The following is a 13,686-nucleotide window of genomic DNA, read 5'->3' as shown; positions in this document are numbered from 1 at the left end:
ACAATACACATTTTTGAACGAAAAATAAAAAAGGAGCCAGATTGGCTCCTTAATGAAATGTTGGATCATGTGTCTAAATTTAGACTGCGTTTTGAGTGATTTTCTGTAAAATCTGCAGCAAAACGTCAAATTCACTTTGTAATGGCGTGCTTTTACGCGTCACTAAAGCCAAAGTACGGCTTGGTGCAGCCTCAATACTTTTGATCTGTAAATCTGGATTCGATTTGATCATGGCATTATGAATTGCAATTTCAGGCAATAGGGTAAAGCCTAAATTTGCAGACACCATTTCAACCAAGGTTGGTAAAGAGCTGGCTTTTAAACGATGATCGTTTTTACGTTCACCAATTGGGCAGGCACTTAAAGTGTGATCACGTAAGCAATGACCTTCTTCAAGTAGCATTAAACGCGATAAATCTAAATCATCTAAAGAATTGGCCTGCGCCGATTTTTGATCGCCCTTGTGATAAACCAAGAACAAATCTTCTTTAGAAATTTCAGCCACTTTCAAACCACGCGTATCGAATGGCAGGGCTAACACCACCATATCTAAATTGCCGTGTTCCAGTTTTTCGACAATTTTTTCACTTTGCGCTTCGTGTAAATGCAATTGAATTTTAGGTAGCTGCTTATGCACTTCATCTAACAGTTGCGCCAAAATAAATGGGGCAATGGTTGGAATCACGCCTAAGTGTAAATCACCTGTGAGAGGCTCACTCATTTCACGGCTTAAACGCATTAAGTCCTGTGCATCTGCTAACAGAACACGGGCGCGTGCTACGACTTGTTCACCCAATGGGGTTAAACGTACATTCTGTCGATCACGTTCTACCAGTACGCCGCCAAGCAGGCGCTCCAGTTCCATGATCCCGCCAGACAAAGTCGACTGAGTTACAAAAGAACGGCGAGCCGCTTCTGTAAAATGTAACGTTTCAGACAGTGTAACGAGGTATGACAGCTGTCTTAAAGATGGTAATGCAGCCATAGTGTCCTAATGATTATGATTTAAAGTGGTGAGCAAACAGTTCGCTAAGATGAGGAATAAAGTGTGGAGGAATATCATGCCCCATTCCTTTGATTAATTCAAACTTAGCGCCCGGAATCGCTTTCGCAACAGCCTTACCATGCCCTGGTGGGAGCAAACGATCTTGCGAACCATGTACCACAAGGGTAGGTTGCTGAATTTGTTTGTCCAGTTGTAGCAACGAGCCTGTACATAATATTGCTAAAAACTGTTGAAGTACACCCGCAGGGTAATAACTTCGCTGATATAATTTGCGTGCAGTTTGCATCGTTTCGAGTTGATTCACATAGCCAGGTGAGCCTATCACCTTAAATAGTTTTAAACTATGATCAACAATGCCATTTTCATCTTGTGATTTTGGTCTTTCTAGCAAGCTGAACAGTTGTTTCGGAAATGGTGGTGGTAAAAAAGGCTGGTTATTACTGGTAAATAATAAGCCTAAATTATTCACGCGATCTGCATATTTGGCTGCCAAAATTTGTGCAATCATGCCGCCCATAGAAGCACCAATCACCTCGGTCTTTTCAATGCCTAAGCGCTCTAATAGCAATGCAGCATCATCCGCCATATCAAATAAGTTATAAGGCGCACCGTGGTTTTGCAGACCTAAGCTAAAACGCCCCATCATTTTATAGGTGTTCAGACGTGGACCTTTGTGGCGAATTTTGGATGACAAACCAATATCGCGGTTGTCATAGCGAATGACACGATAGCCCTGATCGATCAGTGATTTACAAAAGAAATCGGGCCAGTACAACATTTGTGCGCCTAAACCCATAATCAGCAAAATAGGTGGATCTTCAGTTTTGCCGCCCACTTCGACATGCAGCTGAATTCCGTTGCCTAAATCGACTTTGGTTTCGTGCATAAATGCCGTATAGGGCGATGTGGTGAACTGAAGTGCACTATTCATGTTGTGATCCTCATGTCAGGCAAGGGCGAAATCAATCGCCCTTTATTGTTTTTATTTTATTCCGATACAGGCAATAAGTCTGGCACTAATTTGGTCAAACTCAAGCGTTGTTTGGCCGCTGTTGCGCCTAATAGGACAAAGCCACGTAAGGTATCGGTTTGGTCATAGGCTCTGGCAATCATGCCATCGTCAAATTCTTCGGTATGCCAGTTGACATCTACCCCTAGTGGCGCAGGTAAAACGGTCAGTGGTGCAGCAGGTGTTTTCACTGCAACAGGCATGGCAGGGTAGTGTACCTGAGTAGTTTCACCATTTAAGGTTTTGGCTAAGGCACGTGCTTGCTGCATGATTGGCATCACATACGGCAATAAAATACCATTCACTTCCGCACAGTCACCTACTGCATAGATATCAGCTTGGCTGGTTTCAAGTTGCGCATTGGTTAAGACCCCACGACTGGTTTCGATGCCTGCTGTTTTAGCCAAAGCAATGTTTGGTTGTAAACCAATGGCAGACAGTACCACATCGGCAATTAAAGACTGACCACTGGTAATGGTCACTAAATAGTCGTCATTTTTAATTTTCGAAACTTTTTCAACGGTTGTACCCAATACAAAATGGATACCCGTTTCTTCTAGGTTTTGTTTAAAAGCACTGGCTACATAATCCGGCAATAAACGACCTAGTGGTTGTGGTGCAAGGTCAATCACCGTGACTTGGTGTCCTGTTTGCTGCAAGTCATTGGCAAATTCACAACCAATTAAACCTGCACCTAAAATCACCACACGTTTGTCTTGACGTTGTTCAAGCTGTTGGCGAAATGCGGTGTAATCACTTAAATTATTTACCACATGAATGTCATCACTGCCATCGCCCGCAATGGCTAAACGTACAGGATTCGCACCCACTGCCAAAACCAATTTAGAATAAGGTTGTTGGCTGCTTACACCCTCTTTTTCTAATTCAAGTACATGCGCTTCTGCATCAATTGCTTTAACCCAAGTGTGGGTTTCAATACGCATATTGAGTTGGCTTGCCATTTTAGCTGCATCGCCCAATGCAATTTGAGCAGGGGCTTTATTGCCCGCCAATGCGTTAGATAAAGTTGGTTTGGCATAATTGGCAGCATCATCTGCACAAATCATGACTAACTCTTGTTCTGCATTTAGCTTACGAAACTCGCGTGCAACAGTATAACCTGCCATGCCTGAACCAATAATAACGATAGGATGCATAAGGTGTACTCCAAATGAGGGCATAGAAATTGGCGTTAAAAAAAGACCATCGGACATGGTCTTTTCGTGGTCTTAAACTTCAATCATTTCAAAATCAGCTTTTGAAACGCCGCAGTCTGGGCAAGTCCAGTCATCAGGAATATCTTCCCATAATGTACCTGCCACAATACCATCTTGAGGCCAGCCTTCTGCTTCGTCATAAATCCATCCACAAACGATGCATTGATACTTTTTCATTCAATTCTCCATAAACCGATCTTTAAATTTCCAGATCAGCAAAAAACTTATCTACGACTAGTTGTATGATATATCTATTTGATTAAATTTTTACGCAGTTATACGGCTAAAGTAAAGTAAATAAGCGATTTTAATCTGTGCTTTTATAGAATGAATAGCTGCATGGGACATAACCGCGCAGAAAAGACCTCTTTTGATATAGATACGGCATTGTAATGAGAGAATGGCTGCAGGAAAAATCACGTTTTTATGCGTTTAAATGCCATTTAAGACCTTGGTCGTACAGTAAAAGTCTTATATTTTTGCTATTTTATTATGGAATAAATATATATTAATATTTTTAAGTATTTTTTAAGTATATTAAAGTTTATAAAAATCAAAACCTTGTAGTGTTTTGATGCGTGATTGATGGCAGTCTTGCCGATTCGATCACTAGCCTTATGTGAAAATAAACGGTAAAATTCAACCATTCTTTAGTCACATTTCTGATCTTCCATGAGCAATTTGTCTACTTTTTTGTGGTCGCATATTCGTACAGTTCCTCATTTTCCAAAACCAGGCGTAGATTTTTATGATTTAACGCCTTTGTTTATGAATAATTTGGATTCATTAACAGATGCTTTAATTGCCAGTATTCCTGCAGAAAAATTAGCTGAAGTTGAAAGCTTTATTGCAGTAGAAGCACGTGGTTTTGTATTGGCGAGCCTTTTGGCACAGCGTACAGGCAAAGGTTTGGTACTTGTGCGTAAAGCAGGTAAATTGCCACCACCAGTTGTGGGTGTGGGTTATAGCTTAGAATACGGTTTAGACCGTTTAGAAATGGCTGCCGATGTGCAAGCGCAAAAAGTCATTATTGTAGATGATGTATTGGCGACAGGTGGCACTTTAAAAGCAGTGAAACAATTGGCTGAAAAATGTAATCATCAAGTTTTAGGTGCAAGCATTTTCCTAGACTTACCAGATTTACACAAAAATTTAGGTTTAGATATTTGGTCCGTATTGGACAATAAATCTAAACCAGAACAAGCAGTGGCTTAATCCTTTTAAGTTATTGTAACTGCTGTAAAAAAGCCTGATCTCCATAGTTGTGATCAGGCTTTTTTAATGGGTGATGTTTAATTGATTGTTTTTAATGGATAGCTTTGACTTTATTTGGCAAGATAAGCTTGTTCGATTTGCTGAATACAAGAATTAATATTTTCTGGATGCAATAAGCGATGATGCCCAGACTCAAAAGTAGAGGTCTGCATATAGTTTTCTAAAAATGCTTGCGCGGCATGCATATCCAAAATTTCATCGCCCAATTCTAAATAAGCCAATTGTGGAATATCGTGCTGCAAGTCATCATCTGAAATTGCAGGATAGTCATTGCGAAACGTGGGAGCTAAACTTGGATTTGCCACCACACACGGAATATGGTGCGACAAAGACATTTTGAGTGCCCAATAGCCGCCTAGACTATGTCCCACCAAAATTTCAGGCTTAATTTTTTGAATGATATTGTGATAAAAATCGGCAACAGTTTGATAATTTAAGTTGCGATAATCGACATTGATACAAAATTTTTGTTTTGCATCTATGGTATGGAATTTAGTCGACTCCCGCGAGGAATCTAATCCATGTAAAAACAAGACTTTTAAAGCACATGTATTCATTGCCAGATTCACAAAGTTAAACATCTTGAGTCAAACTGAGCCTAAAGATAAAGTGGATAGAAAATAAAATATTTAGACTGATACATCAGCAGGTTTAAAAACAGCAAAATACGGTCTTTTTCATCTATTTTCTGAACAATATTGTAGTGCGCTTAGCCTGAGAAAGAAGTTAGCTTTTGGTCTAAGTCTACAAAAAATCACAAAAGCAAGTGGCAATTTAAAAAATAAATTGCTCGAGTCAGAGAAGGCATACGAAATCGTGTCTAAATCTGCTATTCTATTGAACTTCTTTTTTTAGTAATTATTCGAGGCAGAGATGACGCAACATAACGCTCAATCGACTTCTGAACCCACTATTTCCGAAAACGATTTAATTGCGCAGCGTCATGCCAAGTTAAAGCAAATTCAAGAACAAGCGCAGGCGAAGGGAACTAGCCCTTGGCCAAATACGTTTAAGCGTGAAAACTACGCAGAAGATTTGCAGGCACAATTCGCAGAAGTTTCTAAAGAAGAAATTGAAGCAGGCGAAAAAGTGTATGTGTCTGTAGCAGGTCGTGTGATGTTGAACCGCGGTTCATTCATCGTAATTCAAGACATGACAGGTCGTATTCAGTTGTATGTGGCGCGTAAAGAACTTAGTGCTGAAACATTAGAGACGATCAAGAGCCTAGATTTGGGCGATATTATCGCAGTGAAAGGCTATATTGGTCGTTCAGGCAAAGGCGATTTATATGTTCATATTCAACATTTTGAATTGTTGACCAAATCTTTACGTCCATTACCAGACAAATATCATGGTTTAAGCGATACCGAAGCGAAATATCGTAAGCGTTATTTAGACTTAATCGTAAATGAAGACACCCGTAAAACCTTTGAAATTCGTGCCAAAGTGGTTTCGGGTATTCGTGCATTTTTAACTGAACAGCGTTTTATGGAAGTTGAAACGCCAATGATGCATGTGATTCCTGGCGGTGCATCGGCACGTCCATTTGAAACGCATCATAATGCTTTAGATATGCCGTTATTCTTGCGTATTGCGCCTGAATTATATTTAAAGCGTTTAGTGGTTGGCGGTTTTGAACGTGTGTTTGAAATTAACCGTAACTTCCGTAATGAAGGGGTGTCTACACGTCATAACCCTGAATTTACCATGATCGAATTCTACCAAGCTTATGCCGACTATAAAGATTTGATGGCATTGACTGAGCAAATGCTAGAAAAACTGGCTTTGGATATTTTGGGTACTACCGATGTGCCGTATGGCGATGAAGTGTATAGCTTCAAAGGCCCATTCAAGAAAATTTCTATGTTTGATGCCATTCTTGAGCATAATCCACAATTCACGCCAGAAAATGTTAATGACCGTGATTTCTTGGCTAAATTTGTGCAGGAAGAATTGAAAGAACAGGTGAAGCCTGGTTTTGGTTTGGGCAAATTACAAACGATTGTGTTTGAAGAAACCGTAGAAACTCAATTACGTCAGCCGACTTTCATTACAGAATATCCTGCAGAAACGTCGCCTTTGGCACGTCGTAATGACGATAACCCACACATTACTGACCGTTTTGAGTTCTTTATTGGTGGTCGTGAATTGGCGAATGGTTTCTCAGAATTAAATGACCCGATTGACCAAGCTGAGCGTTTCCAAGCACAGGTTGCAGAAAAAGACGCAGGCGATGATGAAGCGATGCATTACGATGCAGACTTTGTTGAAGCTTTGGAATACGGCTTACCACCAACTGCAGGTGAGGGCATCGGGATTGACCGTTTGGTAATGTTGTTTGCCAACGCTGCGAGTATCCGTGATGTGATTTTATTCCCACACATGCGTCATAAAAACTAAGTTTTAGCGCATCGTTGACGACATAAAAAACAACCTGCAGAAATGCAGGTTGTTTTTTTGTTGTAACTTAAAGTTAAACACTTGCCACCAATTTTTTGATCATAGGTCGCTGGCGTTGACTGGCAAGCCATAAATCATGCTGCATTTGTAAATTCAACCAAAACTCTGGTGAGGTTTCTAAGGCTTCACTCAAACGAATCGCCATATCTGCAGAAATTCCAGTATGACCATTCAAAATGCGAGATAGGTTTGCACGTGTCACTCCAAGTGCTTGAGCCACTTCAGTCACAGAAGTTTCACCAATATATTCGCGCAACATTTGGCCCGGATGAGGTGCATTAAACATCATATTCATCTTTGTACTCCTGCGCTAGAAGCTATGTGATAATCCAAATAATCTACAATGTAGACATTACCATCTTCAAATTTAAAAATTACACGCCAATTACCATTTACTGTTAGTGACCATTGATCTTGTAGATTTCCACTCAATTTATGTAAACGCCAATCGGGTGGAGTTCGCAAATCATTCACCGTAGATGCAGCATGTAGTGCTGCAAGTATTAAACGTAATTTTGTAGAATGCGCTGCTTGAATATCTGCTGTTGAACCAGTTTGGAAAAAAGCCTGAAGACCTTTATGTTTAAAACTCTTAATCAAGCCTTAGTATCCAAGTGTATTGTGTATATGTACAGTATACGATAATTTCGAGTTTAATCAATCAACCAGTTTTGGCGGGGTTTAAGTGCATCTTGCGTAATCCGCAGAAACTTAAAGTGATGATGCTTATAACAACGCCGTTTGAATCCGTACTTTCATCTCTAAAGCTTGCTGCAAAATATGCGCTTTCATCCAAGTTACTTGTGTACCCATGGGGTTGGTTTTAATAGCAGTGTTTAAGAAATCCAGTTTTTCTTGCGAAAATAATTGCGTTTCAATCGCTTGATGCAGTTCTGCCGTGGTTGCATTTAAAGGCACATCTACCAAATAAAAACCTTTAGGATAATTATAAAATGCATACATTAAGTTAAAGGCTTTTTGTTCGGCCTTTAAATTGCCCGCACCAATTTCATAGCTGCGGTCTTGATTGCTATGCGTCACGCCTATTAAAAAGGAGAGTTGTTGATCACGGCAACGCAAACCAAATTGCAGCCCAATCTGATCTGCACTGAGTTCATGTTGCACAAAAACATTCAGCATTGAAGCATCATCGTTTAAAGGCTCTTGTAGGACGAGTAGCTCAGGGCTGTGCTGATACAAAAAACCAGCCAGCTGCGCCTGTTCAAGTTTGGATTTGATCTGTTCAATCTGTGGCATGGGAGCATCTTAAAAATAAAAAAATATGTTTTTACTTTAAGCATTTTTTGTTCATGCTTGAAGCACTGAATTAGATGAATAATCTATGAAGTTATTCAAAAATGAGCAGCTTGTAAGCGCGATTTGTATGTATCAAACGTAGCGAGAATGACGTTAAATTTCAATATATGATGGAATAAACTATTGATTAAATAAAACTTATACTGCTTATTGGTTTTCTTTTATATGAGCTTTTTGCATATAAATATAATAAAACAAGCAATAGTCTGCATAACTAAGTCACTATAATGAAAATCAAATTCTATCTGTGTTATTCGTACACAAGTTTAAGTACATCTGGTGTGATCAATGTCAATAAATCAGGAAAGACTTACTCATCTTAAACAGCTTGAAGCTGAGAGTATTCATATTATCCGTGAAGTTGCAGCCGAGTTTGAAAATCCAGTCATGTTGTATTCGATTGGTAAAGATTCAGCGGTAATGTTGCATTTGGCTTTAAAAGCATTCTATCCAGCGAAACTGCCATTTCCACTGTTACATGTGGATACAGGCTGGAAATTCAAAGACATGATCACTTTCCGTGACAACATGGCAAAACAGCACGGTTTTGACTTGATTGTTCATCAAAATAAAGAAGGGGTAGATGCCAACATTAACCCATTCGATCATGGCAGTTCTAAATATACCGACCTCATGAAAACCCAAGGCTTAAAACAAGCTTTAGATAAATACGGTTTTGATGCGGCATTTGGTGGCGCGCGTCGTGATGAGGAAAAATCACGTGCCAAAGAACGTGTTTATTCTTTCCGTGATGCAAAACATCGTTGGGACCCGAAAAATCAGCGTCCTGAATTGTGGAATTTGTATAATGGCAAGGTCAATAAAGGCGAAAGTATTCGTGTGTTCCCATTGTCTAACTGGACTGAATTGGATATTTGGCAATACATTTACCTCGAAAGTATTCCATTAGTACCGTTGTATTTGGCTGCAGAACGTCCTGTCGTTGAGCGTAGTGGCACTTTAATTATGGTTGATGACGAACGCATGCCGTTGCTAGAAGGTGAAGTTCCACAAATGAAATCGGTACGCTTCCGTACTTTAGGTTGTTATCCACTTACGGGTGCAGTCGAATCAGAAGCGAATACCTTGCCTGAAATTATTCAGGAAATGCTATTGGCAACCAGTTCAGAGCGTCAGGGTCGTATGATTGACCACGATGAAGCTGGCTCGATGGAAAAGAAAAAGCAAGAAGGTTACTTCTAATCTCTCCTGAAAAATCTCCCCAAACCCCTCTTTATAAAGAGGGACTTATAAAAAGCGGAGCAAAGCCTCCCTTTATAAAAGGGAGATTTAGAGGGATTAAAGATTAAAAAACCGATTTCTAAAAAATATGTGGAGCTTTGAGCAATGTCTCATCAATCGAATTTAATTAGCCAAGATATTTTGGCGTATTTAAAACAGCACGAAAACAAAGATCTACTGCGCTTTTTAACTTGCGGTAACGTAGACGATGGTAAATCGACATTAATTGGTCGTTTGTTGTATGACTCAAAATTGATTTATGAAGATCAATTACAAGCCGTGACTCGTGACTCGAAAAAAGTCGGTACTACGGGCGATGCACCTGATTTAGCTTTATTGGTCGATGGTTTGCAAGCCGAGCGTGAGCAGGGCATTACCATTGATGTGGCTTATCGTTATTTTTCTACTGAAAAGCGTAAGTTCATCATTGCCGATACACCTGGGCATGAGCAATATACACGTAACATGGCAACAGGTGCATCGACTTGTGACTTGGCGATTATTTTGATTGATGCGCGTTATGGCGTACAAACTCAGACCCGTCGTCATACTTTTATTTCTAGTTTATTGGGCATTAACAATATTGTGGTTGCCATCAATAAAATGGATTTGGTGGATTATTCAGAAGCACGATTTAACGAAATTCAGACGGAATATGCGAACTTTGTTAATCAACTGGGTGATCGTAAACCATCGAATATTATTTTCACGCCAATTTCTGCCTTAAATGGCGATAACGTGGTGAACAAGTCTGAGCATACCCCTTGGTACACAGGCGATACTTTAATGGGAACATTGGAGTCGGTAGAAATTAACCGTAACTCGACTCAAAATGATTTCCGTTTCCCTGTGCAGTATGTCAACCGTCCAAACCTTGACTTCCGTGGTTTCTGCGGCACGATTGCTTTGGGCGATATTCATGTGGGTGACCGCATTGTGGCATTGCCATCGGGTAAAAGCTCGACAGTAAAAGAGATTGTGACTTTTGATGGCAATCTTGAACATGCAATTGCAGGTCAAGCAGTTACCCTAACACTGAACGATGAAATTGATATTTCACGTGGTAATGTGTTGGTGCGTGAAGATCAAGTGCGTCCTGAAATTTCACGTGCTGTAAATGCCACTGTGGTGTGGATGGCTGATCAGCCACTATCTATTGGCAAGCTGTATAACTTAAAAGTGGGTACACAAACTGTGCCTGCAAAAGTCACAGCCATTCATTACCGTACCAATGTGAATACTTTGGAACAGGTGCAGGTTGAACAGCTTGAACTGAATGCAATTGCCAATGTCACCATCGAATTTGATGCGCCTGTGGTATTTGACCGTTATCAAGACAGTCGTTATACGGGTTCGTTTATTTTCATTGATCGTTTAAATAACGTGACCATTGGCGCAGGTATGGTTGAAGCTTGCGTAGAATGGACTGCACACAGTACACCTGTAACAGCCGAAGACCGTGCTGCACGTTTGGGTCAAAAACCTGCAGCGGTATGTGTACCAAGCCAAGCACTTGAACAGGCACAAGCACTTGAAAGCTTGCTGATTCAGCAGGGTATTGTTGCCATTGCCAAAGCAGGTTTAGATGCTGCGCAGGTTGCATTACTCCGCGAAACGGGCATTGTGGTCATTAGTGATGTAAACAGTGGTGCAGATGCAGAGTTGACTGCGACAGCTACAGAAGAACTGGCAGAAAAAATTATTGCCCTAGTTCGCTTATAAAATTAGATTCGTTTATAAAATCGAATCCACATCCCCAAAAAACCGCTTTCACCTGAAAGCGGTTTTTTTATGTGCGTTCACTATATTGGAAAGTTTGTTTTTTAAGTGTGCTCTAAGGGTTCGCCATTGAGATGTTTGAGCATGGGTGTGAAGTGCCCATAGCTAATTTTTTGAGGTTGTATTTCAAAGCCATTTTTTTCATAAAAACTTAAAGCAGTCTGTGTGCTAAATACACTCATGTGCGATACATTTTTGCGCTTTAAATCGCTTATTGCTTCAAATAACAAGGCTTGACCAATACCGCGTTGTTGTACTTCGGGGGCAATGGCATGTTGTAAAATTTGCCCGCGATCACTCATCATAATAAAGCCAACCACCACATGCTGTAAGACATAGACCCAACAATTGTTGTAATGCAGCAGCATTAAAATATTTTCATAGCTTTTATTTTCTAGCCATGCCTGAATTTTGGCTTCATTGCGTTGATGATCTTGAATACAAGAGCGAATACTGGCGTGTAATACCGCAACCAAATTGGCGACATCTTGAATTTGTGCAGCTCTAATCATCTAGGCTTAGGGTGATAGATAAAAACAAGGCTCTATTGGAAGCGAAAAGTGTTTAAAGAAATAGCAGAAAATTGTTGTGTTTTACTGCGTTATACTGCAGCACAAGTCCTATTTTTAAGGCAATCGGTATCATTGTGTAATTGAGCATTGCACTTTTTAGCGATGCATGGATGGAATCATCTGTTAAAGCATAAGCGTTGAAGCGTGCAGCAGCGAATAGACGCTAAGCCCTGAAGTGGTTATACTTTATTGAAACGCCTGAAATAAGAGCGAAGACCAAGATGGCAAAACTATTGTTATGGATTTTGTTGTTGATTGCCGTATATGCAGTCTGGAAAGTCTGGTTCAAAATAAAAATTAATCGTACTTTTCAGCAAAGCTGTCAAGATATTGCCAATATTGTCCAAGACCCGATTACCCACAAAGCACCGCGCCCTGTTCGTGAGGTGGTGGAAGAAGTTGCCGAATACGAACAGCAATTATTTGATGATATCGCAGAAATATTTTTAAGCTTAAAAGTATCTAGTCGTGACCCTGAAGATGCCGAAACTATTCAACAAGAAGTGCTGAATAAAATGCCTGCCAAAGCACATACGCAAATTCGTCAGTTAGACTTGGGGGAGTGGTCAATTTACTGGAGTTTTTACGAGCAATCCCTTGAATATTTTGTCGGCAAATACGGAGTTTTTATTACCCATGTAGACCGCTTTGGGCAAGAGCATAAATACAATAATTCAGAGCAGTTTCAAACAGATTGATTTTCATGCCTGATTTTCTGTTTATGATTTTACAGAGGTTTCTTGAAAATTAATTGCAGCATCTTCTTGTCAGTTAAGTGTTTGGTTAAATGTTGAGTTTTGCGCTATTTTCCCGAAAAGAGGTATCATGCCTTTTTCTTTTACATAGGCAGCATCAATGTCAGTTTTAGAAATCATTGCTGTGTTGATTAGTGTTTTAGGCGTGACCTTAACCATTAAGCGACATATAGCTTGCTGGGTGGTGAATTTTATTGCCTGTTTGCTGTATGCCTATTTGTTCTTTGAATATCAATTGTATGGCGAAACGGTATTACAAACCCTATTTATGGGCATGGCTGTTTATGGTTTTTTCCAGTGGAAAACTGCACAGCAGCAAAAACAACATATCATCATTCAAAGCTTGCCACTCTCTAAAATGTGGCTGCAAATTGCACTGAGTAGCATACTGGGTTTACTGTTTGGGCTAAGTTTAAAGTGGTGGACGCAGGCTTCACTGCCTTTATTGGATGCACAACTGGCAGCTATGAGTCTATTGGCAACCTATTGGACCAGTCGTAAATACTTGGCTACATGGGTGTTATGGATTGTGGTCGATCTGGTGTATATCGGCATGTTTATTTACAAAGAGTTGCTGTTAACGGCTGTGTTATATGCAGGTTTTGTGGTTCTTGCTTATTTGGGCTGGCGTGAATGGCATAAAATCCGACAACAACATGCGGCACATTCTGCGGTGTGATGGCGTGTAGCGATGAGCAATTTAATTGATTTTAAACAGGCGCAGCTTAAACAATTTGATTTATTGGCATTGGATATTTTAGCGTATCCTGAGCGTTATTTACAGTTTGATTCGATTGCAGATTTTTACCAAGCCCAGTGGTTAGATGATTTCCCCAAAGGGACGACATGGTGTTCCACAGGACTAGATGATGGCGCAGAACATTTTTATGCCAAAATTGAATTTTATGGGCATTATTTAACTATTTATAGCCATGAAACCTATGCCGCTGAATTTGGCATCATTCACACAGAATAGACAAAATAGAGTCAATGACAGCAGGCGGAAAAAACATTTTAATAGCCTGAAAATAAAGTTGTATTTAGGATATAAAAC

Annotated in this window: 16 protein-coding genes; 7 read left to right on the top strand and 9 right to left on the bottom strand. The window is 40.0% G+C overall.

All coding sequences use genetic code 11. The features are described 5' to 3' along the window. Nucleotides 1-79: 79 nt before the first annotated feature. From oxyR to rubA, 4 genes are all read right to left on the bottom strand, one after another. The gene (oxyR, locus tag E0H79_RS10860) at nt 80-985 is read right to left on the bottom strand and encodes a LysR family transcriptional regulator OxyR (protein WP_096900971.1); all 906 of its coding nucleotides are present in this window, start codon (nt 983-985) and stop codon (nt 80-82) included. A 13-nt stretch (nt 986-998) separates the two neighbouring features. Beyond that, nucleotides 999-1,937: an alpha/beta fold hydrolase gene (locus tag E0H79_RS10855; protein WP_131261612.1), complete on the bottom strand. Its 939-nt coding sequence runs from the start codon at nt 1,935-1,937 to the stop codon at nt 999-1,001. Nucleotides 1,938-1,993: 56 nt separating this feature from the next. Continuing rightward, the gene (locus E0H79_RS10850; protein ID WP_096900969.1) at nt 1,994-3,172 is read right to left on the bottom strand and encodes an FAD-dependent oxidoreductase; all 1,179 of its coding nucleotides are present in this window, start codon (nt 3,170-3,172) and stop codon (nt 1,994-1,996) included. A 72-nt stretch (nt 3,173-3,244) separates the two neighbouring features. Continuing rightward, on the bottom strand, nt 3,245-3,409 hold the full coding sequence (rubA, locus tag E0H79_RS10845) for a rubredoxin RubA (protein ID WP_004972007.1): 165 nt from the start codon (nt 3,407-3,409) through the stop codon (nt 3,245-3,247). 495 nt (nt 3,410-3,904) lie between these two features. Between rubA and E0H79_RS10840 the strand changes: the two genes are divergently transcribed. After that, nucleotides 3,905-4,447, top strand: a complete 543-nt coding sequence (locus E0H79_RS10840) for an adenine phosphoribosyltransferase (RefSeq protein ID WP_004972003.1) — start codon at nt 3,905-3,907, stop codon at nt 4,445-4,447. A 110-nt stretch (nt 4,448-4,557) separates the two neighbouring features. On the opposite strand, the gene E0H79_RS10835 is transcribed toward E0H79_RS10840, so the two are convergent. After that, nucleotides 4,558-5,064, bottom strand: coding sequence for a YqiA/YcfP family alpha/beta fold hydrolase (locus tag E0H79_RS10835; RefSeq protein ID WP_131261611.1), 507 nt, complete (start codon nt 5,062-5,064; stop codon nt 4,558-4,560). A 316-nt stretch (nt 5,065-5,380) separates the two neighbouring features. Here E0H79_RS10835 and lysS point away from each other — a divergent pair, with 316 nt between their 5' ends. After that, on the top strand, nt 5,381-6,907 hold the full coding sequence (gene lysS, locus E0H79_RS10830) for a lysine--tRNA ligase (protein ID WP_096900968.1): 1,527 nt from the start codon (nt 5,381-5,383) through the stop codon (nt 6,905-6,907). Between the two features lie 73 nt (nt 6,908-6,980). On the opposite strand, the gene E0H79_RS10825 is transcribed toward lysS, so the two are convergent. From E0H79_RS10825 to E0H79_RS10815, 3 genes are all read right to left on the bottom strand, one after another. After that, nucleotides 6,981-7,262 (bottom strand): HigA family addiction module antitoxin, encoded by a 282-nt coding sequence (locus E0H79_RS10825; protein ID WP_131261610.1) that lies wholly within the window; start codon nt 7,260-7,262, stop codon nt 6,981-6,983. Continuing rightward, on the bottom strand, nt 7,259-7,567 hold the full coding sequence (locus E0H79_RS10820; RefSeq protein ID WP_131261609.1) for a type II toxin-antitoxin system RelE/ParE family toxin: 309 nt from the start codon (nt 7,565-7,567) through the stop codon (nt 7,259-7,261). The genes E0H79_RS10825 and E0H79_RS10820 overlap by 4 nt, the downstream gene beginning before the upstream one ends. Nucleotides 7,568-7,693: 126 nt before the next feature. Beyond that, the gene (locus E0H79_RS10815; protein ID WP_096900966.1) at nt 7,694-8,224 is read right to left on the bottom strand and encodes a hypothetical protein; all 531 of its coding nucleotides are present in this window, start codon (nt 8,222-8,224) and stop codon (nt 7,694-7,696) included. Between the two features lie 354 nt (nt 8,225-8,578). Here E0H79_RS10815 and cysD point away from each other — a divergent pair, with 354 nt between their 5' ends. Both cysD and cysN read left to right on the top strand, forming a co-directional pair. Then, a complete protein-coding gene (cysD, locus tag E0H79_RS10810) occupies nt 8,579-9,487 on the top strand; it encodes a sulfate adenylyltransferase subunit CysD (RefSeq protein WP_171458227.1) in 909 nt (302 codons plus the stop codon). A 144-nt stretch (nt 9,488-9,631) separates the two neighbouring features. Further along, nucleotides 9,632-11,248, top strand: coding sequence for a sulfate adenylyltransferase subunit CysN (gene cysN / locus E0H79_RS10805; protein ID WP_131261607.1), 1,617 nt, complete (start codon nt 9,632-9,634; stop codon nt 11,246-11,248). Nucleotides 11,249-11,349: 101 nt separating this feature from the next. Here cysN and E0H79_RS10800 read toward each other — a convergent pair whose 3' ends face one another. Further along, entirely contained in the window at nt 11,350-11,817 is a 468-nt protein-coding gene (locus E0H79_RS10800) for a GNAT family N-acetyltransferase (RefSeq protein WP_131261606.1), read from the bottom strand. Nucleotides 11,818-12,098: 281 nt separating this feature from the next. Between E0H79_RS10800 and E0H79_RS10795 the strand changes: the two genes are divergently transcribed. The 3 genes from E0H79_RS10795 (at nt 12,099) to E0H79_RS10785 (ending at nt 13,608) form a co-directional block, all read left to right on the top strand. Further along, nucleotides 12,099-12,575 (top strand): hypothetical protein, encoded by a 477-nt coding sequence (locus tag E0H79_RS10795; protein WP_104853188.1) that lies wholly within the window; start codon nt 12,099-12,101, stop codon nt 12,573-12,575. Nucleotides 12,576-12,732: 157 nt separating this feature from the next. Then, a complete protein-coding gene (pnuC, locus tag E0H79_RS10790; protein ID WP_004971981.1) occupies nt 12,733-13,311 on the top strand; it encodes a nicotinamide riboside transporter PnuC in 579 nt (192 codons plus the stop codon). Nucleotides 13,312-13,323: 12 nt separating this feature from the next. Beyond that, nucleotides 13,324-13,608 carry a hypothetical protein gene (locus E0H79_RS10785; RefSeq protein ID WP_096900962.1) on the top strand — a complete coding sequence of 95 codons (285 nt, stop codon included), beginning with the start codon at nt 13,324-13,326 and terminating at the stop codon, nt 13,606-13,608. The last annotated feature ends 78 nt before the right edge of the window (nt 13,609-13,686 follow it).

It is taken from the genome of Acinetobacter sp. ANC 5045, from assembly GCF_004331005.1.
In the GTDB taxonomy this organism is placed as follows: domain Bacteria; phylum Pseudomonadota; class Gammaproteobacteria; order Pseudomonadales; family Moraxellaceae; genus Acinetobacter; species Acinetobacter towneri.
The sequence above is the reverse complement of the archived record's forward strand: the minus strand, read 5'-3'. Positions and strand labels throughout refer to the sequence as shown.

Excerpts from the sequence above, each read along its gene's own strand:
- cysN (WP_131261607.1), top strand. The coding sequence starts at position 9,632 with ATGTCTCATCAATCGAATTTAATTAGCCAAGATATTTTGGCGTATTTA.
- E0H79_RS10840 (WP_004972003.1), top strand. The coding sequence starts at position 3,905 with ATGAGCAATTTGTCTACTTTTTTGTGGTCGCATATTCGTACAGTTCCT.
- oxyR (WP_096900971.1), bottom strand. The coding sequence starts at position 985 with ATGGCTGCATTACCATCTTTAAGACAGCTGTCATACCTCGTTACACTG.
- rubA (WP_004972007.1), bottom strand. The coding sequence starts at position 3,409 with ATGAAAAAGTATCAATGCATCGTTTGTGGATGGATTTATGACGAAGCA.
- pnuC (WP_004971981.1), top strand. The coding sequence starts at position 12,733 with ATGTCAGTTTTAGAAATCATTGCTGTGTTGATTAGTGTTTTAGGCGTG.
- E0H79_RS10850 (WP_096900969.1), bottom strand. The coding sequence starts at position 3,172 with ATGCATCCTATCGTTATTATTGGTTCAGGCATGGCAGGTTATACTGTT.
- E0H79_RS10800 (WP_131261606.1), bottom strand. The coding sequence starts at position 11,817 with ATGATTAGAGCTGCACAAATTCAAGATGTCGCCAATTTGGTTGCGGTA.
- E0H79_RS10795 (WP_104853188.1), top strand. The coding sequence starts at position 12,099 with ATGGCAAAACTATTGTTATGGATTTTGTTGTTGATTGCCGTATATGCA.
- E0H79_RS10815 (WP_096900966.1), bottom strand. The coding sequence starts at position 8,224 with ATGCCACAGATTGAACAGATCAAATCCAAACTTGAACAGGCGCAGCTG.
- E0H79_RS10825 (WP_131261610.1), bottom strand. The coding sequence starts at position 7,262 with ATGAATATGATGTTTAATGCACCTCATCCGGGCCAAATGTTGCGCGAA.
- lysS (WP_096900968.1), top strand. The coding sequence starts at position 5,381 with ATGACGCAACATAACGCTCAATCGACTTCTGAACCCACTATTTCCGAA.
- E0H79_RS10785 (WP_096900962.1), top strand. The coding sequence starts at position 13,324 with ATGAGCAATTTAATTGATTTTAAACAGGCGCAGCTTAAACAATTTGAT.
- E0H79_RS10835 (WP_131261611.1), bottom strand. The coding sequence starts at position 5,064 with ATGAATACATGTGCTTTAAAAGTCTTGTTTTTACATGGATTAGATTCC.
- E0H79_RS10855 (WP_131261612.1), bottom strand. The coding sequence starts at position 1,937 with ATGAATAGTGCACTTCAGTTCACCACATCGCCCTATACGGCATTTATG.